The sequence below is a fragment of the Natronobacterium haloterrestre genome, assembly GCF_900112205.1.
GTDB lineage: Archaea > Halobacteriota > Halobacteria > Halobacteriales > Natrialbaceae > Natronobacterium > Natronobacterium haloterrestre.
Map to the genome: position 1 here is coordinate 419,899 of NZ_FOKW01000002.1, position 26,378 is coordinate 446,276.

Annotated in this window: 23 protein-coding genes; 12 read left to right on the top strand and 11 right to left on the bottom strand. The window is 65.1% G+C overall.

Translation table 11 applies throughout. The features are described 5' to 3' along the window. Positions 1–18 precede the first annotated feature (18 nt). Complete coding sequence (locus BM113_RS06085; protein ID WP_089786256.1) at positions 19–1,092, top strand: Vms1/Ankzf1 family peptidyl-tRNA hydrolase; 1,074 nt, start codon at positions 19–21, stop codon at positions 1,090–1,092. 108 nt (positions 1,093–1,200) lie between these two features. Here BM113_RS06085 and rdfA read toward each other — a convergent pair whose 3' ends face one another. Both rdfA and BM113_RS06095 read right to left on the bottom strand, forming a co-directional pair. After that, entirely contained in the window at positions 1,201–1,833 is a 633-nt protein-coding gene (rdfA, locus tag BM113_RS06090) for a rod-determining factor RdfA (RefSeq protein ID WP_089786258.1), read from the bottom strand. Between the two features lie 173 nt (positions 1,834–2,006). After that, positions 2,007–3,422: a glycerate kinase type-2 family protein gene (locus BM113_RS06095; RefSeq protein WP_089786259.1), complete on the bottom strand. Its 1,416-nt coding sequence runs from the start codon at positions 3,420–3,422 to the stop codon at positions 2,007–2,009. A 646-nt stretch (positions 3,423–4,068) separates the two neighbouring features. Here BM113_RS06095 and BM113_RS06100 point away from each other — a divergent pair. The 6 genes from BM113_RS06100 (at position 4,069) to BM113_RS06125 (ending at position 11,944) form a co-directional block, all read left to right on the top strand. Next, a complete protein-coding gene (locus tag BM113_RS06100; RefSeq protein ID WP_089786261.1) occupies positions 4,069–4,818 on the top strand; it encodes an IclR family transcriptional regulator in 750 nt (249 codons plus the stop codon). A gap of 51 nt (positions 4,819–4,869) precedes the next feature. Then, on the top strand, positions 4,870–6,015 hold the full coding sequence (locus tag BM113_RS06105) for an acyl-CoA dehydrogenase family protein (protein ID WP_089786263.1): 1,146 nt from the start codon (positions 4,870–4,872) through the stop codon (positions 6,013–6,015). Positions 6,016–6,118: 103 nt separating this feature from the next. Further along, complete coding sequence (locus BM113_RS06110; RefSeq protein ID WP_089786264.1) at positions 6,119–7,819, top strand: acyl-CoA mutase large subunit family protein; 1,701 nt, start codon at positions 6,119–6,121, stop codon at positions 7,817–7,819. 400 nt (positions 7,820–8,219) lie between these two features. After that, positions 8,220–8,426 carry a hypothetical protein gene (locus BM113_RS06115; RefSeq protein WP_089786266.1) on the top strand — a complete coding sequence of 69 codons (207 nt, stop codon included), beginning with the start codon at positions 8,220–8,222 and terminating at the stop codon, positions 8,424–8,426. A gap of 174 nt (positions 8,427–8,600) precedes the next feature. Then, the gene (locus BM113_RS06120) at positions 8,601–9,740 is read left to right on the top strand and encodes a TAXI family TRAP transporter solute-binding subunit (RefSeq protein WP_245757984.1); all 1,140 of its coding nucleotides are present in this window, start codon (positions 8,601–8,603) and stop codon (positions 9,738–9,740) included. 50 nt (positions 9,741–9,790) lie between these two features. Beyond that, the gene (locus BM113_RS06125) at positions 9,791–11,944 is read left to right on the top strand and encodes a TRAP transporter permease (protein WP_089786269.1); all 2,154 of its coding nucleotides are present in this window, start codon (positions 9,791–9,793) and stop codon (positions 11,942–11,944) included. Positions 11,945–12,490: 546 nt separating this feature from the next. Here the strand turns inward: BM113_RS06125 and BM113_RS06130 are convergent. The 7 genes from BM113_RS06130 to BM113_RS06160 all read right to left on the bottom strand — a co-directional run bounded on the left by BM113_RS06130 (position 12,491) and on the right by BM113_RS06160 (position 20,932). Continuing rightward, complete coding sequence (locus BM113_RS06130) at positions 12,491–13,453, bottom strand: hydroxyacid dehydrogenase (protein WP_089786271.1); 963 nt, start codon at positions 13,451–13,453, stop codon at positions 12,491–12,493. Positions 13,454–13,568: 115 nt separating this feature from the next. Beyond that, the gene (locus tag BM113_RS06135; protein ID WP_089786273.1) at positions 13,569–15,632 is read right to left on the bottom strand and encodes a TRAP transporter permease; all 2,064 of its coding nucleotides are present in this window, start codon (positions 15,630–15,632) and stop codon (positions 13,569–13,571) included. Between the two features lie 49 nt (positions 15,633–15,681). Beyond that, positions 15,682–16,731 (bottom strand): TAXI family TRAP transporter solute-binding subunit, encoded by a 1,050-nt coding sequence (locus BM113_RS06140; RefSeq protein WP_089786275.1) that lies wholly within the window; start codon positions 16,729–16,731, stop codon positions 15,682–15,684. A gap of 228 nt (positions 16,732–16,959) precedes the next feature. Further along, entirely contained in the window at positions 16,960–18,150 is a 1,191-nt protein-coding gene (locus tag BM113_RS06145) for a CaiB/BaiF CoA transferase family protein (protein WP_089786277.1), read from the bottom strand. 82 nt (positions 18,151–18,232) lie between these two features. After that, entirely contained in the window at positions 18,233–18,418 is a 186-nt protein-coding gene (locus tag BM113_RS06150) for a hypothetical protein (protein WP_089786279.1), read from the bottom strand. A 155-nt stretch (positions 18,419–18,573) separates the two neighbouring features. Continuing rightward, entirely contained in the window at positions 18,574–19,791 is a 1,218-nt protein-coding gene (locus BM113_RS06155) for a mandelate racemase/muconate lactonizing enzyme family protein (protein ID WP_089786281.1), read from the bottom strand. A gap of 28 nt (positions 19,792–19,819) precedes the next feature. Continuing rightward, positions 19,820–20,932 (bottom strand): mandelate racemase/muconate lactonizing enzyme family protein, encoded by a 1,113-nt coding sequence (locus BM113_RS06160; RefSeq protein WP_089786283.1) that lies wholly within the window; start codon positions 20,930–20,932, stop codon positions 19,820–19,822. Positions 20,933–21,086: 154 nt separating this feature from the next. On the opposite strand from BM113_RS06160, the gene BM113_RS06165 reads away from it, so the two are divergent. Further along, positions 21,087–22,391: a nickel pincer cofactor-dependent isomerase, group 22 gene (locus tag BM113_RS06165; RefSeq protein ID WP_089786285.1), complete on the top strand. Its 1,305-nt coding sequence runs from the start codon at positions 21,087–21,089 to the stop codon at positions 22,389–22,391. 4 nt (positions 22,392–22,395) lie between these two features. Here BM113_RS06165 and BM113_RS06170 read toward each other — a convergent pair whose 3' ends face one another. Beyond that, on the bottom strand, positions 22,396–23,190 hold the full coding sequence (locus tag BM113_RS06170) for an IclR family transcriptional regulator (protein WP_089786286.1): 795 nt from the start codon (positions 23,188–23,190) through the stop codon (positions 22,396–22,398). A 457-nt stretch (positions 23,191–23,647) separates the two neighbouring features. On the opposite strand from BM113_RS06170, the gene BM113_RS06175 reads away from it, so the two are divergent. The 4 genes from BM113_RS06175 (at position 23,648) to BM113_RS06190 (ending at position 25,896) form a co-directional block, all read left to right on the top strand. Further along, entirely contained in the window at positions 23,648–24,436 is a 789-nt protein-coding gene (locus tag BM113_RS06175; RefSeq protein ID WP_089786288.1) for an SDR family oxidoreductase, read from the top strand. Then, the gene (locus tag BM113_RS06180) at positions 24,433–24,783 is read left to right on the top strand and encodes a cupin domain-containing protein (RefSeq protein WP_007139989.1); all 351 of its coding nucleotides are present in this window, start codon (positions 24,433–24,435) and stop codon (positions 24,781–24,783) included. Before BM113_RS06175 ends, BM113_RS06180 begins: the two co-directional genes overlap by 4 nt. Position 24,784: 1 nt before the next feature. Further along, the gene (locus tag BM113_RS06185; RefSeq protein ID WP_089786290.1) at positions 24,785–25,612 is read left to right on the top strand and encodes a fumarylacetoacetate hydrolase family protein; all 828 of its coding nucleotides are present in this window, start codon (positions 24,785–24,787) and stop codon (positions 25,610–25,612) included. Positions 25,613–25,674: 62 nt separating this feature from the next. After that, the gene (locus BM113_RS06190; RefSeq protein WP_089786292.1) at positions 25,675–25,896 is read left to right on the top strand and encodes a hypothetical protein; all 222 of its coding nucleotides are present in this window, start codon (positions 25,675–25,677) and stop codon (positions 25,894–25,896) included. 44 nt (positions 25,897–25,940) lie between these two features. Here BM113_RS06190 and BM113_RS06195 read toward each other — a convergent pair whose 3' ends face one another. After that, complete coding sequence (locus tag BM113_RS06195) at positions 25,941–26,363, bottom strand: universal stress protein (RefSeq protein WP_089786293.1); 423 nt, start codon at positions 26,361–26,363, stop codon at positions 25,941–25,943. Positions 26,364–26,378: the final 15 nt, after the last annotated feature.

Sequence of the window (26,378 nt, forward strand, 5' to 3'; positions counted from 1 at the left end):
GTCGGCGGCCGAGGACGCATGTCGCATCCGGACTACGAACTCCACGAACGGCTCGAACGGCTCTCGAACACGTCCGCGGACCGGGACGTCCTCGTCACGCTCGCGGTTCCGCCGAACGAGTCGATCGGCGAGGTACGCCGGCCCGTCGAAACGGACTACGCCGAAGCGACGCAACTCGACGAACGGACGTTCCCCGAGCCCCTCGCCGACGCCCTCGAGAGCGTCCGGAGCCTGCTGAGCGAGTACGAGGAGATCCCCGAGACCGGGCTCGCCGTCTACGCGGGCGTCGTCGACGGCGACCTCGTTACGGCCACGTTCGACGACCTCCCCGTCCCGATCGACGACCACACCTACGCCCATGCCACCGAGTTCGATCTCGAACCGATCGAGGGCATCAGGCCTCCGGACCGCACGCACGGCCTGCTCGTCGTCGAGCGGAGCGGGGCGGCGCTCGGACGCCTCGACGACGGCGTCGAGGCAGTCGAGTCGTTCGACAGCGACGTCCCCGGGAAGTCGAGCGCCGGCGGGCAGTCGGCGGAGCGGTTCGAACGCGACCGCGAACGCCGGAAACGGGCGTTCTTCGACGAGGTCGCCGAGCGGGCGGCACTCGAGTTCCTCGAGGGCGACCCCGTCGACGGCGTGCTGCTCGGCGGCACGACGGGGACGGTCGAACGGTTCCGCGAGGAGGCCGACCTCGCTCCCGGCCTCGAGGAGCGACTACTCGGCGAGTTCGCGGTCGAGTACGCCACGGAACAGGGGCTGCGGGAACTCGCCGAGAAAGGGGAGTCGGCGCTCGAGGAACGGGACCGCCGCGAGGCCCGCGACGCGCTCGACTCGTTTTTCGACGGCGTCGGCGGGGACGAACCGGTCGCGTACGGCGGGGAGGAGGTCGACGAGGCCCTCGAGTACGACGCGGTGGAGACGCTGTTGCTCTCGACGGCCCTCGAGGGCGACCGCATCCAGCGGTTCGGGGACCGGACGACCGAGCAGGGTGGCTCGGCGGTCGTCGTCCCGGACGACTTCCCGGCGGGGAACCGGTTCGTCGAGGCGTTCGACGGGATCGGCGCACTCCTGCGTTTCCCGATCGAGTAACCACGCGACCCAGGTCCTATCGGTTCCGTTAGTATGACTGGAATAAGATAGGTCTCCTCGAGACTGACGATCGGCTCGAGGCACACGACTCGAACGTCGGTCGTCGAATCACTCGCCGGTCGACTGACAGTCGCACCCGCCCTGGTCGAGCAGGTCCCTGATCGTGTACTGGGTCTTGCAGTCCTCGCAGGTGATCGTGACGTTGACGAGGACGTTGAACTCGCCGACCTCGAGCACGCCGCTTCGCTCGAGCTGTTCGACCGTGTCTTCGGTGACCGCGGCGGTCCGGTTCCGCAGCGCCCCGAGTTTGTCCCTGCTTCGCTCGAGCCGTTCCTCGTCGCTCGGACTCTCGAGTGACGCCTCGAGGCAGTCCGTCAGGTGGTTGTAGACGGTCTGGTGGGAGACGAAGTCGCTCTCGACGTCTTCCACGGGGACGGCATCGCGCTCCAGTTCCTTGCGGGTCTGGACTCGAGTCCCGCTGCTGACGTCGTCGTCCGTCAGCAGTCGGTACGTGTTCTCGACTTCGCCGTCCTTGTATCCCAGTCCGGCATCGTCGAGCGCGGCGGCGAGCACCCGCTTGTTCACGTGTTCCGCGAGGTCGCGGGTGCTGTATCGCTCGTCCGTCTCGTCGGTCCAGCGGCGAACGAGGTCGTCGTCGAGGTCGGCGAGCCCGTACCGGTCTGCGACGCGTCCGACCTTGCATCCGCACGTCTCGCTCGACCCCTCGTCGGATTGGCTCACCCTCGAGGGTCGTCGCTCCCCAGTAAAAAGGTTCGGGGTTTACAGTGATACGTTCGTAACGGGCCGGCGGTCGTCCAGGACGGTGATGTGGACGACGTATCCATACACTATCGGACAGTTTCATAGAAAGATTTGAATGGTTATGTGTAGGCCTGTGGTCGAATCCGGCGCTTTCACCCCTTCCGCCCGCGACCGGAGTCGGCCGGGGAGCCGACCACGATCGCCCGCAGATCGTTGACGTTCGTTCCCGTCGGCCCCGTTCGGACGACGGCCTCGGCCCCCTCGAGCACGGAACGCACGTCGTTGCCCTCGAGAGCGGATCTCCCCGCCCGCTCGGGAACCGTCGTCGCGTCGGCGATCGCCCCCGCGACGTCGGTGGCGCCGTCGATTCCGTCCGTGTCGACCGCCGAGACGACGACACCCCCGTCGTCACGATCCAGTGCGAGCGCGCCGGCGAGGACGAACTCCTGGTTGGGGCCGCCCCGGCCGTGGTCGTCGGCGAGGGTCACCGTCGTTTCGCCTCCCGAGAGAAGTACCGCGGGCGGTTCGACCGGCGAGCCGTGTTCCCGACACTCCTCGCCGATCGCGACGTGGGTGAGCGCGGCCTCCCGGGCCTCGCCGCGGACGCCCGAGGCGAGCACCAGCGGCTCGTAGCCCCGTTCGGCCGCGACGTCGGCGGCCGCCTCGAGTGCAGTCCGACCGTTGCCGATGACCCGGACGTCGGTCCGATCGAAGGCTGGATCGTCCGCGGTCGGCGTCTCGGGGTGGTCGCCGTCCGCTCCCCCACGGAGGTATTTACGTACCGAATCGGGGACCTCGAGGTCGTAGCGATCGAGGACCGCGAGCGCGTCGGCGTACGTCGAAGGATCGGGGACGGTCGGACCGCTGGCGATCACGCTCGGATCGTCACCGACGACGTCGCTGATGGGCAGGGTAAGGACGGTCGCCGGTGCGGCGACGCGTGCGAGGCGGCCGCCCTTGATCGCCGAACAGTGTTTCCGGACGGCGTTGATCTCGTCGATCGAAGCCCCGCAGGCGAGCAGTTCCTCGGTCACCACACGGAGGTCGTCGATCGACAGCGGTTCGGCCGGAGCCGCAAACAGCGCGCTGCCGCCGCCGGTGATGGCGGCGACGACCAGGTCGTTCGCTCCCGCGCTTCGGGCGCGCTCGAGGACGGTCCGGGTACTCTCGACGCCTCTCGGGCTCGGAACCGGGTGGTCCCCCTCGAGCACGTCGACGACGGACGTCTCGACCGGGTCGTCGGTGACCACCGCACCGCCCGTCAGTCGATCGCCGAACGCCCCCTCGAGAGCCGCCGCGAAGTGACCGGCGGCGTTCCCGGCACCCACGAGAACGACGTCGTCGTACGTCTCGAGGTCGTATTCGGTGCAACGGCCCTCGACATCCGTGACCGAGAGGGTCCCCGTCGAGACCGAGACTCGGCGTCGCACGAGGGTTTCGGGTCGAGCGGCTTCGATGCCTCGCCGCAGACACTCGAGGGCAGTGTCGTAGGCGTCGGGGTCGTCCGTCGGGATTCGTTCCGGGCGGTCGATCTCGAGCATGTCTGGGGGTGCGGCGACGACGATCATGTATCTACTGGGCCCATGGCTGGGTGGACTCGCTCGAGGGGGCAGTTGGCGTCCTGTAACGAACGGCGATCTCCACTGTATCTTATATTATAGGATATACAATAATGGAAACAGGGAATGGGTTCTAAATGTGTATTTGGCCGGCAAATCGGAAGGAAACTACGTGACTAATTCGTGTTAGATCTGGACCGACTACGAACAGTGAAACGTTCTGATTCGCGACCTCGTTCGTCACAACTGAGCCCTCGATCTCGTTCGTCACAACGGTAATGAACCGTGATTTTCTTACGTAGGTACGGTTGTAATCCGCGGGTGATCAGCGACGTTTCGAGTATACCGGATACGATTTCGAGTCGTAACCTGCCCTTCGGTAGTGTTTCGGGCAGCAAATGAACTGAGGTATACGATATCGGCATCTCCGGCCTACCCGGAAACATTACGTGGAACCGACTCGAGCGACGCGGTACTGCTCGAGTTCGGAATCGACTCGGTTCCGATCCAACCGCTGATTTCGGCGTCTTTGTACCGTAACGACGATCGGTTCGATTCTCGTCCGCCTGAGTTCGAAGCGCGAGCGGTCGGGTCTGCCGGAGAAATTTCCGGTAGAGCCGAAACACTTCTTAGCCCGTGGACACGTGTCGTTTTCATGACGGACGCACCGAACCGGTCGGTCGAGCGCGGGTTCGCCATCGTCGACGAGCTCGCCGAAAACGGCGGCGGGCGGGTTTCCGAACTGGCCGAACGCCTCGAGATGCCGGTCAGTACCGTCCACGACTACCTGCGGACGCTGGTCGCGACTGGCTACGTGACCAGGGAGGGCAAGGAGTACCGGACGACGACCCGGTTTCTCGAGGTCGGGCACCGTCACCGCCACCGGCTGGAGATCTACAAGGCCGTCCGGGACCAACTCGAGACGGTCGCCGCCGAAACCGGTGAGCACGCGACGCTGCTGATCGAGGAGGACGACCAGGCCGTCATCCTCGCCGTCGAAGAGGGACCCGACGCCATCAACCTGTTCGCCTATCCCGGGGCACGGATGCCCTTACACGTTACCGCACCGGGAAAAGCGATGCTCGCACACCTGCCCGAGGAGCGGGTCGAGTCGCTCCTCGAGGGCGAACTCGTGTCGGTGACCTCTCGAACGGTCACGGATCCCGACCGGCTTCGCGAACAACTCGAGACCGTCCGCGAGCGCGGGTACGCGGTCGACGAGGGCGAGCGCATCGCGGGAATGGTCTGTGTCGCCGCGCCGGTGCTGGACAAGGACGACCGACTGCGCGGGGCGATCTGCGTCTGCGGGCCGGAGAGTCGACTCGACGAGTCGCGGCGGGCCGAGATCGGCGAGGTCGTCGAACGGGCCGCGAACGTGACGCAGGTGAACCTCGACTACGTGTAGGGCGTCGGACGCCGTCGGCAACTTTACTATCCTCCTCCCGGAAACCCCGGTATGGAACTTTCAGACGAACAGGAACTCGTCCGGGAGAGCATCCGGGAGTTCGTCGCGGAGGAGGTCACCCCCGTGGTCGACGAGGCCGACGAAAACCAGGAGTTCCCCGAGGAGGTCTGGGACGGCCTCGCCGAACTCGGTCTCACCGGACTCACGATCCCCGAGGAGTACGGCGGGTTCGACGCCGATCGGCTCACCTACAGCATCGCCAACGAGGAAGTGGCGTACGGCGACCTCTCGCTGGCCACCGCGCTGTCGGTCCACTGTATGGCGGCGTCGTGCATCCGCGAGTTCGGCTCCGAGCAACACCGCCAGGAGTGGCTGCCCCAGATGGTGGACGGCCGCCCCGTCGGGGCGTTCGCCCTCTCGGAGCCCGAAGCCGGGTCGAACCCGGCGGAGATGAGTACCGAGGCCCGACTCGACGAGGAAAACGGCGAGTACGTCATCAACGGCAAGAAACAGTGGATCACGAACGGGAAACGGGCCGGCGTCGTGATCCTGTTCGCCAAGACGGACCGCGACGACCCCGACACCGTCACCCAGTTCCTCGTACCGAAGGACGCCGACGGCCTCGAGGTCGGCAAGAAGGAGGACAAACTCGGCCTGCGGGCCAGCGACACGACGACCCTGATCTTCGACGACGTCCGCATCCCTGAAGCGAACCGCCTCACGGAGGTCGGCCGCGGACTCAAGGCCGCGTTCTCGATCCTGACCGGCGGCCGGATCGCCATCGCGAGCCAGGCCGTCGGGCTGGCCCAGGCGGCGCTTGACGACGCCGTCGCCTACGGCGAACAGCGCGAGCAGTTCGGTCAACCGATCGCGGACCACCAGACGATCGGGCACAAGCTCGCGGACATGCAGACGAAGGTCCAGGCCTCGAGGCTGCTTGCCCGCGACGCTGCCCGGAAGAACGAGGACGGGGTCGATCCGATGGCAGCCAGCATGGCGAAGTACTTCGCGAGCGAGGCCGCCGTCGAAGTCGCCAACGAGGCCGTCCAGATCCACGGCGGCTACGGCTACACGACCGACTTCGACGTCGAACGCTACTACCGGGACGCCAAGATCACGACGATCTACGAGGGGACCACCGAGATCCAGAAGGAGATCATCGCGCGACACGTCCGCGAATCGGGCGGAAGTCCCTAGACTGGGCTGTCTCGAGGGCGAGGTTCGACGGTCGGTCGGTCTTTCCCCGGATTCTCCCGTAACCACACAAGACTTTAGAAACCCGGCGTACACGTATCTACCAATGTTCGATCAAGGAGACCTCGAAGGAATCCGCGAGGAACGGGAACGGTGGGAAGCGGAGACGCTAGAGCCCGTCCTCGATGCCCACGGGGAGCGCCAGGATCGGTTCGCGACCGTCTCGAACCACGAGGTAGACCGCCTCTACACGCCGGAGGACATCGCGGACCTGGACTTCGAGGAGGACCTGGGATTCCCGGGGGAACCGCCGTACACGCGGGGACCGTACCCGACGATGTACCGCGGTCGAACGTGGACGATGCGGCAGTTCGCCGGGTTCGGAACCGCCGAGGAGACCAACGAGCGGTTCCACTACCTGATCGACGAGGGCCAGACCGGGCTCTCGACGGCGTTCGACATGCCGTCGCTGATGGGAATCGACTCCGACCACCCGATGAGCGAGGGCGAGGTCGGCAAGGAAGGGGTCGCCGTCGACACCCTGCGCGACATGGAGATCCTGTTCGACGGGATCGACATCGGCGAGGTGTCGACCTCCTTCACCATCAACCCCTCCGCGCCGGTCATCTACGCGATGTACATCGCGCTGGCCGACCAGCAGGGCGTCCCCCGCGAGGAGGTCCGGGGAACCCTCCAGAACGACATGCTCAAGGAGTTCATCGCCCAGAAGGAGTGGGTGATCCCGCCCCGGCCATCGCTGGACATCGTCACCGACACGATCGAGTTCGCCGTCGAGGAGACGCCGAAGTTCCACCCCGTCTCGATCTCGGGCTACCACATCCGCGAGGCCGGATCGACGGCCGCACAGGAGGCCGCGTTCACCCTCGCTGACGGGTTCGCCTACGTCGAGGACTGTCTCGAGCGCGGCCTCGACGTCGACGAGTTCGCGCCGCTGCTTTCGTTCTTCTTCAACTCCCACAACTCGATCTTCGAGGAGATCGCGAAGTTCCGCGCCGCCCGTCGCATCTACGCCCGCGTGATGGAGGACTGGTACGGCGCCGAGAAAGACGAGTCAAAGCGGATGAAGTTCCACACCCAGACCGCGGGTCAGTCGCTGACGGCCCAGCAGCCGCTGAACAACATCGTCCGGGTGACGATCCAGGCGCTCGCCGGCGTCCTCGGGGGCACGCAGTCGCTTCACACCAACAGCTTCGACGAGGCGCTCGCGCTGCCCTCGGAGAAGGCGGTCCGCGTCGCGCTTCGCACCCAGCAGATCATCGCCGAGGAGTCCGGCGCGGCCGACATCGTCGACCCGATGGGCGGGAGCTTCGCCATCGAGAAGCTCACCAACGAGATGGAGGCCGAGATCATGGCCTACATCGAGGAGATCAAGGAGAAAGGCGACGGCTCCGTCCGCGACGGCGTCCTCGAGGGCATCGATCAGGGCTACTTCCAGCGCGAGATTCAGGAGTCCAGCTACGAGTACCAGCAGCGCGTCGAGCGCGGCGAGGAGGTCGTCGTCGGCGTCAACGAGTACACGATCGAGGAGGACACCTCGCCCGACATCCTCCACATCGATGAGACCACTCGCGACCGCCAGCTCGAGCGCCTCGAGGAGGTCAAGGAGGAACGCGACGACGAGGAAGTCGACGCGACGCTCGAGGCGCTGTCGGAGGCGATCGAAGCGGACGAGAACGTCATGCCCTACGTCGTCGACGCCGTGAAGGCCTACGCGACGATGGGTGAGATCATGCAGGTCTTCGAGGACCACCACGGCGCGTACCGGGAGGAACTGAGCCCGGTCTGACTCCTGTCGTCCCGTCACGTTTCGCGCTCTCGAGATTTCGGCCGAGCGGTCGTTCCCAGACCAGTACCGTAGCTCAGCGAATCCACGGCGACGTTCTCCCGACGCGGACTGTCAACATCACCTGAGGTTCGATTCGTGGTTAAATTCTATCTGTGGCGGAAGACGGGAGACGTATCGTACAGGCGAGGCGACGATTTCGGTGTCTCGACCGCCAGGGACGGAAGCGATCCGCCATTCGTACTCGAGGGCAGTCTCGACGACTAGTACAGCCGGCCGATACGTAATCGTTCGTGGTTCAATTCAATTACAAACATAGCGCCACGTGCGGGAAAAGAGTACATTCACGGGGAACGATACGGCCGAGGACGAAGTTTAATATTATTCGTGATGAACTCGCGGTATGTCCTCGGAAAACGCTTCGGACCGCTCGCTGGGGGATCGGGTCGTCGACCTGTTGTCGGAGTTACACGGCAGGTACAACCGCGCCGAGGCGACGGTGCGACGATATACGCCGTACGTCGTTCGGGTGATCGAGGTCGTGGTGGCGATCGGGTTGCTCGCGGGCCTGGCACACTGGCTCTACTGGGTGTACATCGCGGGCCCCTGAGCCGAATCGTCCGTGCCTTCCCGACACGGGAACCGTCGATCGCCTCGAGCGGCCATCGTTCACGAATTATTGAATGTCATACATTAGAAATAGTTCCTACGTACATCGATTCCGATATGACACCTCACCTTCAAAGAATATATATGGTGTACCATTGGAGTGGATATTGTTACCATGTCATATGGTAGTTCGGACCGACGACGGTTCCTGACGGTCGTGGCCGTTACGGGGACCATGGGGGTAGCAGGGTGCATTGGGGACGAAGAAGTCGACCCGGAAGAGGAAGATCCGCTCGACGAGGACGACGATGATGGCGCCGGTGGCGACGATATGGACGAGGACCGCGAGCACCACATCGACGTGGGGACGTCGGCCGGTGGGACGATGGACGTCGGGCTCGCGGTCGAACAGGGCGTCGCCGAAGAGAGCGACATGCTCAGCTACTCGACGGTCGAGAGCCCCGGGTACGTCGGATCGACGTACCGGATGAACGAGGACGCCTTCGACGCCGCGTACGTCGACACCAACACGATGAACAAGGCCCAGCAGGAGCTGGACATGTTCGCAGAGGACCCGGTCGACCAGCTCCCCTGGCAGGGGATGACCGTGTTCCCCTACAGCATCTACATGATGGCCCGCGACGGGACCGGGATCGAGACGTTCGACGACCTCGCCGGCGCGAGCGTCTACCCGGCCGAACCGGGCTACTCGACCCGTGCGACGACGCTCGACGTCTTCGAACAGGATCCGATCGCCGACATTTACGACGAGATGGAGATCGTGGACGCCGACGTCGCCGACGCGCCCGGCCTGATGGAAGAAGAGCAGATCGACGCGGCGATCGCCTACGGGACGCCCGGCGTCGGGAACACGGGCTGGGTCGTCGAGTACGACGCCCGGGTCGACGTCCACTACGTCCAGCACACCGACGCCCTGATCGAGGCGATCGAGGGGTTCCCCGGGGCCGGCCTGTCGATCTACGACGACGATCCGGCGGAGACGTTCGCCTGGGACCAGGATATCGGTACCGACGAGATCGCCGCCTGGGACCTCACGGTTACCGTCGCGTTCCATCCGGAAACCCCGGACGAGGCGGCCTACGAACTGTGTCGTGTCGGTGGCGAACACGGCGACACTATCCGTGGTGCAGAGGAACGGTTCACTCCCGAGGGCCCCGAGGACCTCGTTCAGGGGGCGCTCGAGGACTACCCGTTCCATCCCGGTGCGGCCCAGTACTACCAGGATGAGGGCGTCTGGGACGACGAGAACTGGGTCGTCGGCGACCGGGACCAGGTCGGGGAGTACTTCGGCTAGACGGCCCCGGCGACCGCCGTCTTACGAGAACGAAACGAGATCATGCAACGATGAGCACCGAAACGGCGAGCCACGAACCGAGCACCGGGCGGGATCGACTGAGCGTTACCGCACTCGACTATGCCATTACGGCGGGAGCACTCGGGCTCTGGGCGATCGTTCTCTGGTGGGCGTGGACCCAGGGGATCAGTCGTGCCCAGTACGGAGTGTTGTTCCTCGGCGCCGTCCTGTCGGTATACGTCATCGAAGAAGCCAAAGAGTCGGTCGAGAAGGAAGACTACGTCGACCTGTTGATACTCGTCGCCTGCGGGGCCGTGATGGTAACCGCGACCGTCTACATCTTCACTGACTTCGACGCGTTCTACATTCGCCGCCAGGGGTGGGCCCCCGATCACGAGTACCGCCTCGCCTGGCTCGTGATCGCGGTGATCCTCTATCTCACCTGGCGCTCCTATGGCAACGTCTTCCTCGCGCTGATCGGCGGCGCGATGTTGTACGCCATGTACGGCTACTACGTCCCTGGCCTGTTCGGCCACAGCGGGCTGGACACGATCCACATGCTGCAGATGCTGATCACGGATTTGGCCGGCTTCTACGGCTCGCTGACGCAACTTACGGCGGCGTGGATCGCGCCGTTCCTGCTGTATGCGGGACTCCTGTTCGCGTTCGGAGCGTTCGACCTGATACTGCGGTTAGCCATCGTCAGCGCGAGGTACATCGAGTCCGGCGTCGCCCAGACCGCGGTGCTGTCGAGCGCGATCATCGGCTCGATCAACGGGAGTTACGCCGCCAACGCCGGCATGACCGGCTCGTTCACCATCCCGACGATGATGGACGCCGGCCTCTCCGGCCGTACCGCTGCGGGGATCGAAGGCACTGCTTCGACGTCCGGCCAGGTGCTCCCGCCGGTCATGGGTGCCTCGGCGTTCGTCATGGCGTCGATGCTGGGGATTCCCTACTGGAACATCATCGTGGCCGGACTCATTCCGGCCGGCATCCTCGTCGCGAGCATCCTCGTGGCCGTCCACTACACGTCGATCAACGAGATCGGCGAACAGGAGATGGATTTTCAGGACTACTTCGACGAGGAGATGACCCGAAACGACAAACTCGTACAGGGGGTACGGTTCGGCGTTCCCTTCGCCGTTCTCCTCTTCACCCTTGGATACCTCCAGTTCACGGTCATGACGTCGGCCCTGTATACGATCGTTATGATGGTCGCGCTCGGGATCGGAATGCCGGTAGCACGATCGGGGTACGAGGTCGTCGCCCGATCGGACCGACCGGTCTACGTCGACGACGTCGGCGGCCTCTGGTCCTCCCAGTGGTGGACTCGAGGACGCGTCCGACCGGCCCTCCGATCCGTCGGACGTCGCGGTCCGATCGGCCCGGTCGTCGGCGTCGGTCGGTCGATCCGACGGTTCCGTCCCGTCGATACCTTCCTCGAGGAACTCCGGAACGGAGTTCGCGGCTTCCGGCGTGGGGCGGTGATCCTCGCGCCGATCGCGATCATCCTCGCCGCGGTCAACGGCGTGGTCGATCTCCTGATGACGACCGGTGTCCCTTCGCGGATCGCGATCATGTTGATGCAACTATCGGGCGGAATTCTGCTCATCGCAGTGCTGTTCGGGATGGGCGTCTGTATCATCATGGGGGTCGGGATGCCGACGGTCGCGGCCTACGTCATCGTCTCGACGCTGGTCGCACCGACGTTCGTCAACGTCTTCGAGGTGCCCGAACTGGCGGCACACTTCATGGTGTTCTATGCCGCAGTGATGGCCGGGGTGACGCCGCCCGTCGCGATCGCCGTCGTGGTCGCCTCGGGGATCGCGGGCTCGAACTTCTGGCGGTCGTGTGCGACCGCGATCACGATCGCCGCGCCGCTTTTCGTGTTACCGATCTCGTTCATCTACCATCCCGAGATCGTGTCACCATCGATCGATCCCCAGGCGCTGTTTACCGGCGCGCGTATCCTGTTCGGGGCGTTCGCGATCATCTACGGGCTCAACTACGCCTTCGGGATGCGGCGACTGTTCGCCATCCCGCTCCGGTTCGGCCTGTTCTGGCTCGGGGTCTTCATCATGATCTACCCGGGATGGATGCTCCAACTGGCCGGTATCGCCGTCTTCGCCGTCGTCTTCGTCGGCGAGAAGTACGTCGCCAACGGGCACGCGCTCCCGCTGCCCTCGGCGATCGAACGGTGACGCAGGGTCCGCCTTCCCTTTCCCCGTATCCTTCGAGTCGCCGATTGTCGTCCCATCCGTAGTACCGAATCTCGTTCCAGACTCGACCGGGTCCATCCAGATGCGGCGTCTTCCCTCGAGTTCGCATCGCCTACTCGGACCGATAAATGATCACGAAACCGCATAATTCACTTGTGTCATAATAAATTTGATTGGTATTCTGTGTTTGCGGCGGACTCGGACCCGTGCCGATTGCCGATACTGATAGCTTTACAATATTACTTTCGAGCAATTTATACGTCGATTAATACCGTTAGTTGATGGTCAAACGATCCCTTCCGATACGATTCGACCTACATCCACGCTGTGCTGCCGTTCGGTCCGCTGAGAGATCAGGCCAGCCGAAGTTATGATTTTGGCGAAATAACCATCTACTATCAAATTCGATACTATATTTTGAAACTAACGTGACCTGCTGAAACCGGTCGGAAAGCGAGACGCGATGCGTTCTTTGGCGTTCGGTCGTGCCCGTCGAAACGAGAAACGAGGGTCGACGCGGTCGCGCCGTCAGAACGCGTCCCCGTTGATCGCCGACTCGGGCACGCCGCCCTCGTAGACGATCCGGACGTTCGCCGCCGCCTCGAGACTGGCGTCACGCAGCGCCTCGGTCGTCTGTGCCCCCACGTGCGGGGTGGCGACGACGTTGTCGAAGGCCAGCAGCGGGTGGTCCCGCCCGGGAGGTTCGGGCGAGAACACGTCGAGGCCGGCCCCCGCGAGCGTCCCGTCCTCGAGGGCCGCGCCGAGTGCGTCCCGATCGACGACTTCGGCCCGGGCCGTGTTGATCAGGAGACCGTCGGGACCGAGCGCCGCGAGTTCGTTCTCGCCGACCGCGCTGCGGGTTTCGGGCGTCAGCGGCGTGTGGACGGAGACGGCGTCGGCCCGTTCGAACAGTTCCCGGGGATCCTGGACGGTCGAGACGCCCGCGGGGAGGGTATCTTCGTCGACGTACGGATCGTACGTCAGAGGGTCCATCCCCAGTCCCGTCGCCAGGTCGGCGACCTCGAGGCCGATGTCACCGCAGCCGAACAGCCCGAGTACGTCGCCGAGCAGTTGGTCGGTCGCGACGTCGTGATCGTCCCATCCGCCCCCGTGAACGGCCGCGTCGGCTTCCCGGAGCCGTCGCCTGACCGCGAGCAACAGCGTGATCGCGTGCTCGGCGACCGCGCGCGAGTTGACGCCGGGCGTGTTGCTGACGATCACGCCGCGTTCGGTCGCCGCCTCGACGTCGATGTTGTCGACGCCGACGCCGTGTTTGGAAACGATCTCGAGGCTCGAGGCCCGCTCGATCAGTTCCCGGTCGATCCGTTCGGTACGCGTAATGATCGCGTCGAAACGGTCGACGTCCTCGAGGAGCGCGTCACGGTCCTCGTATTCGTCGATGCTCGTGGTCGCAGTGAACTCCGAGACCCGTTCCGGTCCGGCCGGATCGATCTCCGCGGGGAGGAGAAGCTCCCACGTGGTATCGGACATATGGTAAACAGGCGGCGTCTCGGTTATAGTAACTTGGATAGTGGTACCATCGGCCACTACCGTAGCCAATGAGCGGAAGTCGGCGAGAAGAGACGAAGAAAGAGGGAGACTGCCGTTAGTTTGCGCCGGTTCTCACGGGGCTACGCCAGCCTTTCGTCACGACCTTCTCGGTGAAGAAGACGAGGGCGAAAATCGCCGCGCCGGCGAGTTGTGCGGTCCAGCCGGGGTAGACCATCACGAAGGCACCGAGCCAGAACAGCACGAATCGTACCGGGATCCGGTACCTACGCCTGAACTCGAACGGATAGTTGAGGCCGTAGATGATCGTGAACGCGCCCAGCAGGATAATTCCGGCCGAGATCAGTGAATCGGTCCCGATGGAGGTCGAGACGATCTCGGGATGGTAGATGAACGACAGCGGGAGGACGAAAAGCGGCGCGGCGATTGTGATCGCCGTCGCGCAGGTCTCCCAGAAGTTGGACTCCGCGATCCCCGAGGCGACCACGACGGCGATCGCGACGGGCGGCGTCACCCCGGCCATCACCGCGGCGTAGAACACCATGTAGTGGGCAGCGACCTCGGGAACGCCGAAGTCCGTGACGAACGCCTGTGCCACGAGCGTCGAGGTGATGACGTAGGCCGCGACGGTCGGCATCCCGATCCCCATGACGATGCAGACACCCATCCCCAGGATCGCGGCGATCAACAGCACGCCGCCCGAGATGTCCATCAGCATCAGGGCGATTTTCGAGGGGACGCCGGTCGTCATCAGGAGGTCGACCACGCCGTTGACCGCGGCGAGGATGATCGCGATCGGCGCGAGGATCACCGCCCCACGCCGGAAGCCGCCGATCGTGTTGCCGATTTCCCCGATCAGCGTGTCGACGACCGCGTGACGACGTACCGGTCTGAGCGGCGACCGGAGGCCGCTTTCCCACGACTCGCCGAGCTCGACGTGGCTCGGGCGCTTGCCGGTGGCAGTCGCGTAGACCGACTGGAGTACGGGCGTCGTGATACCGAGCGTGACCATCACGGCGACGGTCCAGAGGGCGGCCGTCGGAACCGTCCACTGGTAGACTCCCAGAGTGACGATCAACACGACGAACGGCACTCCGAAGCGGGTCCCTTCGACGATCTTGTCCGCTCGAGTCAATTCCTCGTCGAAGAAGTCCTCGAAGTGCATCTCCTGGCTGCTGACCTCCTTGATCGAGGTGTAGTGGACGGCTACGATGATGCTCAGGACGAGGATCGCGGCGGGCAACAGCCCCGCGATAATGATGTTGATGTACTCCGTCTGGAGGAACGAGGCCATGACGAACGCCGAGGCACCCATGACCGGCGGGAGCACCTGGCCGGACGTCGAAGCAGTGCCTTCGATCGCGGCCGCGGTCCGCGGTCGGAGGCCGCTGTCCATCATCGTCGGGATGGTGAACGAGCCGGTCATGCCGGCGTTGGCGGCGTAACTCCCGTTGATCGAGCCGATGATCGCGCTCGACAGCACCGCAGTCTGGGCGACGCCGGACTCGATGTACCTCGCGCTGACGATCGCCAGCCGGAGGATGAGATCGAACGCGCCGTAGGCGAACAGGAGCCCCGCATACAGCAGGAACGGCGCGATCCACGCCGCCGTCAGCCCGGTCAGCGAGCCGTAGAAGCCGGCCAGGTCGGTGATCAGCATCTGCAACATGTAGTTGGTCCCGATCCCCGCGTGGCTGAAGATCCCGGGAACCATGAAGCCGTACAGCGCGTACAGCATCGCGCCGCCGACGAGTGCGAGGAACACCTTGCCGTAGGAGCGCCAGGTGAGATAGAGGATCACCGCGACGACCATCCACGCCAGGTGATACTCGTGCTCGAGGGCCCAGCCCTGGCGCTGGATGTACATATCCTCGAAGTTCGCGAAGATGTAGACGGTCGCGACGGCCATTACCACCCCACAGGCGGCCAACAGGAGGAGGTCGACGTAATCCTCCGCTGCCATCGACTCGACGGCCTCGTTGAGCAGATAGACGATGAGGATCCCGCCGAGAAACAGGATCGCGTACTGCGTTCGTCCGACCCAGCGCGTGGAGGCCCAGACGAGGACGAGCGCCCACAGCAACAGCGCTCCCACGGTCACGGCGTTGTCGAGTAACCGCGTTCTAAATCCTTGCAAATCGGTTGCCGATCGTGTACTCATTTTTTAACTCCGTAGATATCTCTAAAAACCCGCGTCGGGGTTCGGTTCGTTAGTTGTACTCGCCCGCTTCGTCGGGGTCACCGATGACCCAGTCGTCGTTCCAGGCACCCTCGTCCTGGTAGTACTCGGCTGCGCCGGGGTGGAACGGGTAATCCGCGATCGCCGAGGACGTGAGATCCTCGAGCGTGTCGGGTGTGAACCGCGGTTCGGCGTCGCGAACGGTGTCGCCGTGTTCGTGGGCGATTCTGGTGAGTTCGTAGACGTCGTCCTTGGGGGCGTCGTGGTGGAACGTGAACGTGACCTCGAGGTCCCAGGCGACGATTCCGTCGGTGCCGATGTCCTGCTGCCAGCCGAAGTCGTCGCCGACGTCGTCGTACTCGGTGTAGCCCGCACCGCCGTACTCCTGGATGGCCTCGACGAGTTCGTCGGTATGCTCGACGTACCGGACGTCGGTACGGGCGTCGTACTCGACGACCCAGCCCGTGTTCCCGACGCCGGGCGTCCCGTAGGCGATCGCCGCGTCGATTTCCCCCTCCTCCATCAGGCCCGGTGCGTCGCCGACTTCGGCGTCGACGATGTCCATCTCCTCGTAGACGTCCTCGACCTGGGGCATCGACCAGACGTCGAGCGTCGTCGCACGGGTGGAGAAGCCGGGTTCGGCCGGATAGACGCTCGCACCGGCGAGGTCGTCGAACGTCTCGATGTCCGTGTCCTCGCGGGCGACGATGTAGATACTGTACGGGAACCCGAGGAAGCCCTGCCACGGGAGCGTATCGATCGGGTCGTCGGCGAACATGTCTTCGCCGTTCATCGCCTTGGCCATCGTGTTGGTATCGACGATCCCGCCGTCCATCTCGCCCGCGTCCAGGCGACGAGCGGTTCCGACGTAGCCTGGACTCTCGATCGTGGAGTACTCGACGTCCTCGCTGTGTTCGGAGACGGCCTGTTCGAACGCGAGGCCGACGTCCATCGTTCCGCCCGTGGAGGTGCCCATACGGAACGGGCCCTCTTCGTTGCCAGTACATCCCGCCAACCCGAGCGCCCCGAGGGCTGCACCGCTCTGGAGCACACGGCGTCGGCTGATGTTATCAGCAGCCATGGTAGACTCACCAATGAACTTTTACTATATATACTCTTTGGAGATGATGAATATCAGGTGAATGAACTTACTCGTGTGAGGGTTTCGGACGTGTATTCGGTGGTATCGGTGATTTCCGTTCGACACTCAAAATCCCGTTCGTGAGTCTTACCTTATACGTTCGCTCTCCCCGCGGTATCGGGTTCCCCCACCAGCGAATTCACCGTTCCCGTCCCGACCCCGCGACGCTCACTCGCCCTCGAGAACCCGCAAGAGAGCGTCCTCGGGCAGTACTTCCCCGAGGACGTCCTCGGTGTGTTCCCCGAGGCGGGGCGGTTCGTGGCCCGACCGCGTCCCGGCGGCGGAGAAGTCGATCGGGCAAACCGGGAACGGCAACTCGACGCCGTCGATCGTGAGGTCCTCGAGCGTGCCGCTCTCCCGGAGGTGCTCGTCCTCGAAGACCTCGACCGTGTCCTGGACGGGCGCGCCCGGGATTCCGTGTTCGCGGAACAGGTCGAACCACTCCTCGTTCGTCCGTCGCTCGAGGATCGGCACGAGTTCGCCCGCCAGCGCGTCCCGGTTGGCGACCCGGTCGTCGTTCCGGGCGAAGCGTTCGTCGTCGGCGAGGTCGGGTCGATCGATGGCCTCGCAGAAGCCTTGCCAGGTGTCCTCGCTCCCGATGGCGACGGCGAACCAGCCGTCGGCGGTTTCGAACGCGCGATACGGGGCGAGCGAGGGGTGGACGGTCCCCTGCCGGGGATAGGGCTCCTCGGTGACGAACGTCCGCCCGGCGCGTTCGGTGAGCCAGGAGACCAGCCCCTCGAACATCGGCACGTCGATGTACTGCCCTTCGTCGGCGTACAGCGCCGTCGTGATCCCGATGACGGCGTACATCCCGGCGCAGATGTCCCCGATGGGGATCCCCGGCCGGGCCGGCGGGCCGTCGGCCTGCCCGGTGATACTCATGCTGCCGCCCAGTGCCTGGACGACCATGTCGAACGCCGGCAGGTCGCGGTAGGGTCCCTCGAGGAATCCGGAGATCGAACAGTAGACGAGGTCCTCGTTGACCGCCCGGAGGTCCTCGTCCCCCAGCCCCCACTTCTCCATCGTTCCGGGGCGGTAGTTCTCGACGAGTACGTCTGCGGTCTCGACCAGCCTCTCGAGCGCGGCGGCCCCGTCCTCGGTGGACATGTCGAGTTCGACGCTGCGTTTGCCGCGGTTCAGCGACGCGAAGTAGGCGGTAAGCCCCGAGTCGCCGATCTCGGGGCCGACGCTCCGGGTGATGTCGCCCCGGTCCGGTCGCTCGATCTTGACGATCTCGGCGCCGAGGTCGGCGAGCAACTGCGTCGCGAACGGGCCGGAGAGCATCTGCGTGCAGTCGATCACCCGGACGCCCGAGAGCGGCGTCGAGGCGGCGGCAGTCGATCCGGTCGGTGTCATCGTACGGGCACTCTCGGCTGCGGGAACCTAAAACCGCTAGTCGAGGATGGTCACAAACCGCACTCGAGAGCTGTCCGCCCGGTTACAGGTACAGGACGAACCAGTACGCCGTCATCGCGAAAAGGGCTACGGCGAGTACCGCTTCGGCCGCCTTGACGACCCGTGGCGTGTACGCCCCGACGGTTCCCGCTGCTCGATTGTACCGCTGGTGGACGCGCTCGAGCGTCTCGATGAGTCGCCGTCCGAACGTTCGTTCTTCCGAGGACATACGTGACATATCGTGGCAAGGTCGTTAAATAGCTTCGTCTTCTCGAGTCCGGTCGCGTTCGCTCGGTCGACGACCTCGAGCACTACGTAGCGCCGGTGGTCGGCCGAATCACGGCGCTATCGGGACTGGCGGTGCCGGAGACGAAGGAACGGATATCAGAACCCGGACGTTCCCTCGAGTCGGTGCTCTTCGGCGACGCTCTCGTCGAGTTCGACCCCGATGCCCGGCTGCTCGGGGACCTCGATGTAGCCGTCCTGGATCAGCGGTTCGTCGCGCTCGACCAGGTCGTCCCACCAGTCGACCTCGAGCGCGTGGTACTCGAGGACGTCGAAGTTCGGGATGGCGGCTCCCAGATGGACGCAGGCCATCGTCCCGATCGGGCTACAGACGTTGTGCGGCGAGATCGGCATGTAGTTCTCCTCGGCGCGGTCGGCGATGCGCATCGTCTCCTTGAGACCGCCGACGGTCGTCGGATCGGGGGTGACGATGTCGACGCCGTGGTCGTAGATCAGGTCGGAGAGTTCGTGGACGCGGAACCGGTTCTCGCCGGTGGCGACGGGCGTCTTCGTCGCCGAGGTGACCTCCTTCTGGGCGTCCATATTCTCCGGGGGGATCAGATCCTCGAGCCACATCAGGTCGTACTCCCGGAGTTCGTGGGCCAGGCGCTTCGCGCTCTCGACGGTGTAGTCCCAGTGGCAGTCGAACGCGAGGTCGACGTCGTAGCCGATTTCGTCGCGAACCGCTTCGACGATCTCGCGTTTGTACCGGACGGCCTCGTTGCTCAGCCGACCGTTGAACGGGTCGGGGTCGTTGTCCATCTCGAGGTCGAGGTCGAACTTGAGCGCGGTAAAGCCCATGTCGACGACGCGACGGGCTTCGTTGGCGTAGGCCTCGGGCGAGTAGGCCTCGGCGTCGGCGTACTCGGTATACCCGTCGTCGACGGCGTAGGCCTCGCCGGCGTGGCAGTCGCAGTAGATGCGGACCTCGTCGCGGAACTTGCCACCTAGCAACTGGTAGACGGGGACGTCGAGGATCTTCCCGGCGGCGTCCCAGAGCGCGATCTCGATGCCGGAGGCGGCGGTAACGACCTTGCCGGTCGTCCCGCCGTGGCCGGACATCTCCTGGATGATCCGGCGGAACAGGCGTTCGACGTCTAGCGGGTTCTCGCCGATCAGGAAACGCTCGGTGTACTCGACGAGTTCGGGGACACCGCCGCCCCGGTAGGACTCGCCGATCCCGGTGACGCCGGCGTCCGTCTCGATCTTGATCAGGTTCCACTCGAAGTTCCCGTCGACCACGCAGGTCTCGATGTCGGTTATTTCGACGTCTCGATGCTCGCCTCGGTTCGTGATCTGGTTGGAGAAGTCCTTCATGATTGTGTGGGTGGTAGTTTCGTGCCCGTTAGTTCTCGATCGCGAACTCCTGTACCGCGTCCTCGTCCAGTTCGACGCCGTGGCCCGGCTCGTCGGGCAGCGGAATCCGGCCGTCGTCGCCCGGCACGAGCGGATCCGCGACGACGTCGTCGAAGACCTTGACGTCCATATCGCGGTAGAAGTACTCGACCCAGAGGGCGTTCTCGATCGAGCCCACCAGCGACGCGTGGAGGTTCCAGTTGTAGTGCGGTGCGATCTGGACGTCCAGCGCGGCCGCGTGGTGGGCGATCTTGAGCCACTCCGTAATCCCGCCACAGACGGTCGCGTCCGGCTGCAAAACCGTCGCCGCCCCGTCGCTGTAGAGCCGCTCGAAGTCGTAGCGCGGCCCCTCGAGTTCGCCGGTCGCGACCGGGTACGGGATGGCCTCGTTGACCTCGCGCATCGCCTCGACGCTGTCGATCATGACGGGTTCCTCGATGAAGTACGGGTCGTAGGGTTCGAACGCGCGACAGGCTCTGATCGCCTCGGTCCCGCTGTCCCACGCGCCGTTGGCGTCGAGCAGCAGGGTACGCTCGTCCCCGATCTCGTCGCGGACGGCGGCGACGCGCTCGACCTCCTCCTCGACCGGCAGTCGGCCGACCTTCATCTTGACCACGTCGTGGCCTTCCTCGAGGTAGCGACTCATCTCGCCCCGCAGGGCCTCGTGGCCCTTGTCGTCGCGGTAGTAGCCCCCGCTCGCGTAGGCCGGGACCTCCTCGGCGTAGCCGCCGAGCAACTTGTACAGCGGCTGGTCGGCGGCTTTCGCCTTGAGGTCCCACAGCGCGATATCGACGGACGAAATCGCCCGCAGGAGTAGGCCGGAGCGGCCGATCTGGACCGTTCCGTCGAACATCTCGCGCCACAGCCGTTCGGTGTCGCGGGGGTCTTCGCCGACGAGCATCGGCTCGAGCAGCGACTCGACGGCCTCGGAGATCAACTCCGCGCCCTCGTAGCCCAGCGAGTAGCCGACACCCTCGTGCCCGTCCGACGTTCGGACGTAGGTGATCGCGTGATCGCGGTACGTCAGGGTTCGGTTCGAGAACGAGACCGGTTCCTCCAGGGGAATCGCTATCGGCACGCTCTCGATGGCTGTGATCTCCACAGCGCTACCACGACGAACGACAGTAAAAAGGGTTCACTACGGGGCAATATCCCCCGGACGAGTCCCCGCCGGGGGACCGCTGTCCGGTGGCCGGTGAGTCGAGACGATCCCTGGAACGCGACCCTATATATGATAGGGCTCGGTACACACGTCCATGCACTTTCCCGACCGAACCGAGGTCGAGGATCTCATCGGGCCCCAGCCGGCCCCCACGTTCGCGCGCGTCGAGTACGACCCGCCGACCGAAACGCTGGCCGATCCCCTGGCGGAGACGCGATCCGAACTGGACGCCCTCCCGCTCGAGGAACTCGACGAGGGGGCTACCGTCGCCGTCGGCGTCGGCAGCCGCGGCATCCACATGATCGACGAGATCACGGCCGAGGCGGTCGCCGCGCTCGAGGACCGTGGGTTCGAACCGGTGCTGGTCCCGGCGATGGGGAGCCACGGCGGGGCGACCCCCGAGGGGCAACTCGAGATCCTCGAAGCGCTCGGTATCACCGAGGAGCGGATGGGCGCGCCGATCGAGGCGACGATGGACGTCGAGCGACTGGACGAGGTCGAGATCGGCGGGACGGAGACGCCGGTCTACTTCTCGGCGGCCGCGCTCGAGGCCGACGCCGTGCTGGTGATCAACCGGGTCAAGCCCCACACGAACTTCTCTGGACGGCTCGAGAGCGGGCTCTGCAAGATGCTCACCGTCGGCCTGGGCAAACAGCGTGGCGCGCAGGCGTTCCACTCGACGGCGCTCAAGGAGGGATACGTCCCCACCATCGAGTCGTTGACCGAGGTCATCCGCGAGTCGACGCCGCTTCTGGGCGGGATCGCCCTCGTCGAGAACTTCCACGAGGAGATCGGCCACCTCGAGGCGATCCCCGCCGACGACCTCGAGGAACGGGAACCCCCACTGCTCGAGCGGGCCTACGACGAGATGGCGACGTTGCCGACCGACGAACTCGACCTGCTGGTCGTCGACGAGATCGGCAAGGAGATCTCCGGTGCGGGGATGGACACCAACGTCATCGGCCGGTATCGGGTCGTCAACGCGCCGGATCCGGAGACCCCCGAGGTCAAGCTCATCTACGTCCGTGGACTCACGAAGAAGACGAAGGGCAACGGCAACGGGATCGGACTGGCCGACGTCACTCGCCGGGCGGCAGTCGAGCAACTCGACCTGCAGAAGGTGTACGCCAACGCCCTCACGAGCGGCTCGCTCGCCAAGGCGAAGCTCCCGCCGGTCGCGCCCGACGACGAACTCGCCATGCGGGTCGCGCTGAACGGCCTCGGTGGCTACGACCCCGAAACCGTCCGGATCGCCTGGATCGAAAACACCGAGCAACTCGAGGAGTTCCGGATCTCCGAGGCGTTGCTCGAGGAACTGGACGACGTCGTCACGGTCCTCGAGCGGGAAGAACTCGTTTACGAGGACGGCACCGCGCGGTTCGAACCGGTCTCGGAGTAGTCCGTTACTCCACGATGTGGTCGTCGGCGCTCTCCGGGGTGGCGTAGGTCACGTTCAACTCGAGTTCGTTGGCGGCCGCGAGCATCATGTCCGGCACCTCCTGTTCGAACTGGTCGCCGGTCAGCCGGTGAGACGGGCCGGCGACCGCCAGTGCCCCGAGCACGTCGCCGTCGCGTCTGACGGGGACGGCGGTGCCGTTGATCCCGTCGACGTGTTCCTTGCGGTTGAACGCGACGCCGCGTTCCCGGACCGCCTCGAGTTCGTCGTAGAGTTCCTCGCGGTCGGTGATCGTGTGGTCGGTCAGGGCCGGCAGCCCCCACCGGTCGATGATCTCGTCGACGCGCTCTCGTGGATAGTTCGCGAGGATGGCTTTCCCCGCGGAGGAACTGTGCAGGTGGATCTGTCGCCCGACGCCGAAGCCGGCCCGGACGGCCCGGCTACCGGTCTCGACGTGGACGTAGATGCCGAGTCCGTGGTCCTCGACGACGAACTGGGCCCGTTCGCCCGTTTCCTCGGCCAACTCCTGGACGTGGGACTGAGTCATCTCGTAGGCGGGATCCCTGGTTCGGGCGGCCCGGCCAAGTCGGGTAAACCGGAGTCCGAGCTGATACCGGTCCCCGTCCCGCGAGACGTACCGGAGGTCCCGCAGCGTCTGGAGGTGGCGGTGGGTGGTGCTCTCGGCCATGTCGAGTCGGTCCGCGATCTCCGAGAGTCGGGCGGGACCGATCTCCTGGAGCGTATGGACCACCTCGAGGCTCGTTTTCGTGGTCTGGATCGTCTCGTCGTTCGGTTCCCCCATACGCGCCTTCTCGAACGCACCCTACTTATGGATTCCGTTCTGCGGAACAACTGTTCGCGCAGTTCTTTCCGTTTTTTCGCCCGGTAGAACCTCCTATGACCGTCGGCGGGTGGCCCACACGTGATTCAGTCGAATTTCGGACCCGAATTGGTAACCGATTCCATTCCACTCGCTGGAACTCGAGTCGTCGATGGAGAGTCGAATCGCATAGCTGTTCCCGTCGTATTACAGAAGTACTGCTGTAATTTGATGGGCCCTGTATTCGCTTCGAACGCGGAGAGAGGCCCGTGATGGGCTGTACGCAGGGAGCAATCGATCCGGAGACGAGCGCGGGGCTGATTCCGCACAACGGAACGAAACCGGTCTCTCGACCGCGGGCCGAGTCCGGCGTCGAGTTTCACACAACCTTACCGGTACGGCAACCTTTTTCGTCCTTACCTCTGGGCATACGAACGATATGGATCTCCAGATCGAAGGCAACACCGCGGTGGTAACGGCTTCATCGAGCGGTCTCGGCAAGGCGTCGGCGAAGGCGCTCGCTCGGGAGGGCGCGGACGTCGTCATCAACGGTCGGGACGAGGACCGACTCGAGGAGACACGCGACGAACTCGAGGAGGTCGGCCCCGGAAGCGTCCTCGCACAGCAGGGCGACCTCACGGAGAAAGAGGACATCGAGGCGCTGATCGAGGCGACCGTCGACGAGTTCGGCGGCATCGACCACCTCGTGACCAGCGCGGGCGGCCCGCCGTCCGGCCCGTTCCTCGAGACCGACGACGAGGACTGGTACGAGGCCTACGATCTGCTCGTCATGAGCGTCGTCCGACTCGCCCGCGAAGCGGAACCGTACCTCACCGAGAGCGACCACGGGACGATCGTCAACATCACCTCCCGCAGCGTCAAGGAGGCCATCGACTCGCTGGTGCTGTCGAACTCCGTCCGGATGAGCGTCATCGGCCTCGAGAAGACGCTCTCGAAGGAGTTCGCGCCCGACGTCCGCGCGAACGCCGTCCTGCCCGGCCCCCACGAGACCGAGCGCATCGAGAACCTGGTGAACCAGGCCATCGACCGCGGCGACTACGACTCCTACGAGGAGGGCCTCGCCGACTGGGCGAACAACCCCCTCGAGCGCGTCGGCGACCCGATGGAGCTTGGGAACACGGTCGCGTTCCTCTCCTCGCCGCTGTCGGGGTACATCAACGGCGAGAGCATCCTCATCGACGGCGGATCCACGGGTGCGAACCTATGAAGCCGGTCGAGTTCGACGACGCCGAGACGTACGAGCCCGACGAGGGCTGGCAGCGCCGCGCGCTGGCCGGCAGCGACGAGTTCAGCTTCGAGTGGTTCGAGAAGCCGCCGGGCCACAGTTCGCCGATGCACCACCACGAGAACGAGCAGGTCTGTCTCTGCCTCGAGGGCGAGTTGACCGTCACCACCGAGGACGGCGACGCCGTCACCCTCGAGCAGTACGACTCGGTGTGGCTCGAGTCCGACGAACCGCACAAGGTCGAGAACACCGGCGACGAGCGCGCGGTCGGCCTCGACGTGTTCGCCCCCGGGCGCTCGTTCGACTTCTGGACCGATCGGGAGGACTGAGATGCAGTACCTCGCACGCACCGCCGACGGCCGGGCGCTGCTGGGCGACGACGAGGGATACGTTCCGCTCTCGGCGGCCGCACCGAACCTCGAGACGGTCGCGGACGCGCTCCCGCTCGCCGCGGCCCGCGACCTCCCCGACGTCGCCGACGCGCCCGCAGAGCGGATCGACCCCGACCACGTCCGGTTCGGCCCGCCGCTTGCCGAGTTCGGTACGCTCTGGGGGATCGGGCTGAACTACGAGGACCACGCCGGCGACCTGGGCGAGGACCGCCCCGAGGAGCCGGCCAGTTTCATGAAACCCTCGACCGCGGTGACCGGCCCCGGCGGGCCGATCCGGCTCCCGCCGGCCGACCGGACCGACCGCGTCACGGCCGAGGCCGAACTCGCGGTGGTCGTCGGCCGCGAGTGCACCGATCTCGAGGACGGCTCCGAGGCGGTCGACGACGTCATCGCGGGCTACCTGCCGGTCATCGACATGACCGCGGAGGACATCCTCCAGCGCAACCCGCGGTTCCTGACGCGGGCCAAGAGCTTCGACTCGTTCCTCGTCGTCGGGCCGGCGATCGCCGTCCCCGAGGAGCCGCTCGACCTCGAGGAGTTGACGGTCCGGACGGTCGTCGACGACGAGGTCGCGGCCGAAAACGAGATCCGGAACATGCTGTTCCCACCCCGCGAAATCGTCTCGTTCCACTCCCGCGTGAAGACACTCGAGCCGGGCGACCTGTTCAGCACGGGGACGCCCGGCGCGGAGCCGATCGATCCGGGCGATCACGTCCGGGCCGAGGTCGAGGGGATCGGGTCGGTCGACGCGCCGGTCGTTCGCTGACCGAAGAAACCGTTCCCCTCGAGCGGGTACACTAAACTACCTGGAACCGGTAGTAGTGCCGTATGACCGCGAACGGTGGCGACCGAACCGGGGTCGGGCTCGAGGGCCGGGGGAAGGAAAACTGGTTCCGGTTCGGGATCTACCTCGCGTTCCTGTACGCCACCTTCACGCTCGCGATCGTCTATCTGCTGCGACTCGATCAGACGTTCGGGCTCGTCGCCGCCGTCGTCGGCGGTATCGCCTTCGGGCTCGCCATCATGATCTACGTGTTCTATTTCACCTGATCGCGCGACGCCGCGTCGACCGCGCGAGCGGGCGTCCGAGGACGTCAGTCGATCGCCGACACGACCGGACAGTCCGCCGAGAGCAACACCGACTGCATCACGCTCCCGAACAGCGCCTTCCCGGTCGGACTCCGCTCGCGGCCGCTCATGACGATGAAATCGGCGTCGATCTCGTCGGCCACCTCGAGGATCGTCTCGGCGGGGTCGCCGTGTTCGCGTCGCTTCTCTACGGTCGTCCCCTCGGCCTCGAGGTCGGCGAGGATCGCCTCGGCGCTTTCCGGGAACTCGCGTTTCTCGAAGACCTCGTCGGAACTGAATTCGCCCTCGCCGGTTACGTCGAACTCCCTGACGACGTCCAGGGCGACGACCTCGAGGTCGGCCGGATCGCCGGGAAGCGACGAGACGACCTCGGCCGCCCGTTCCGTTCGCTGTTCGTCCAGCCCGACTGGAAGCAGTATACGGGACATTCTCGTTTCCCTATC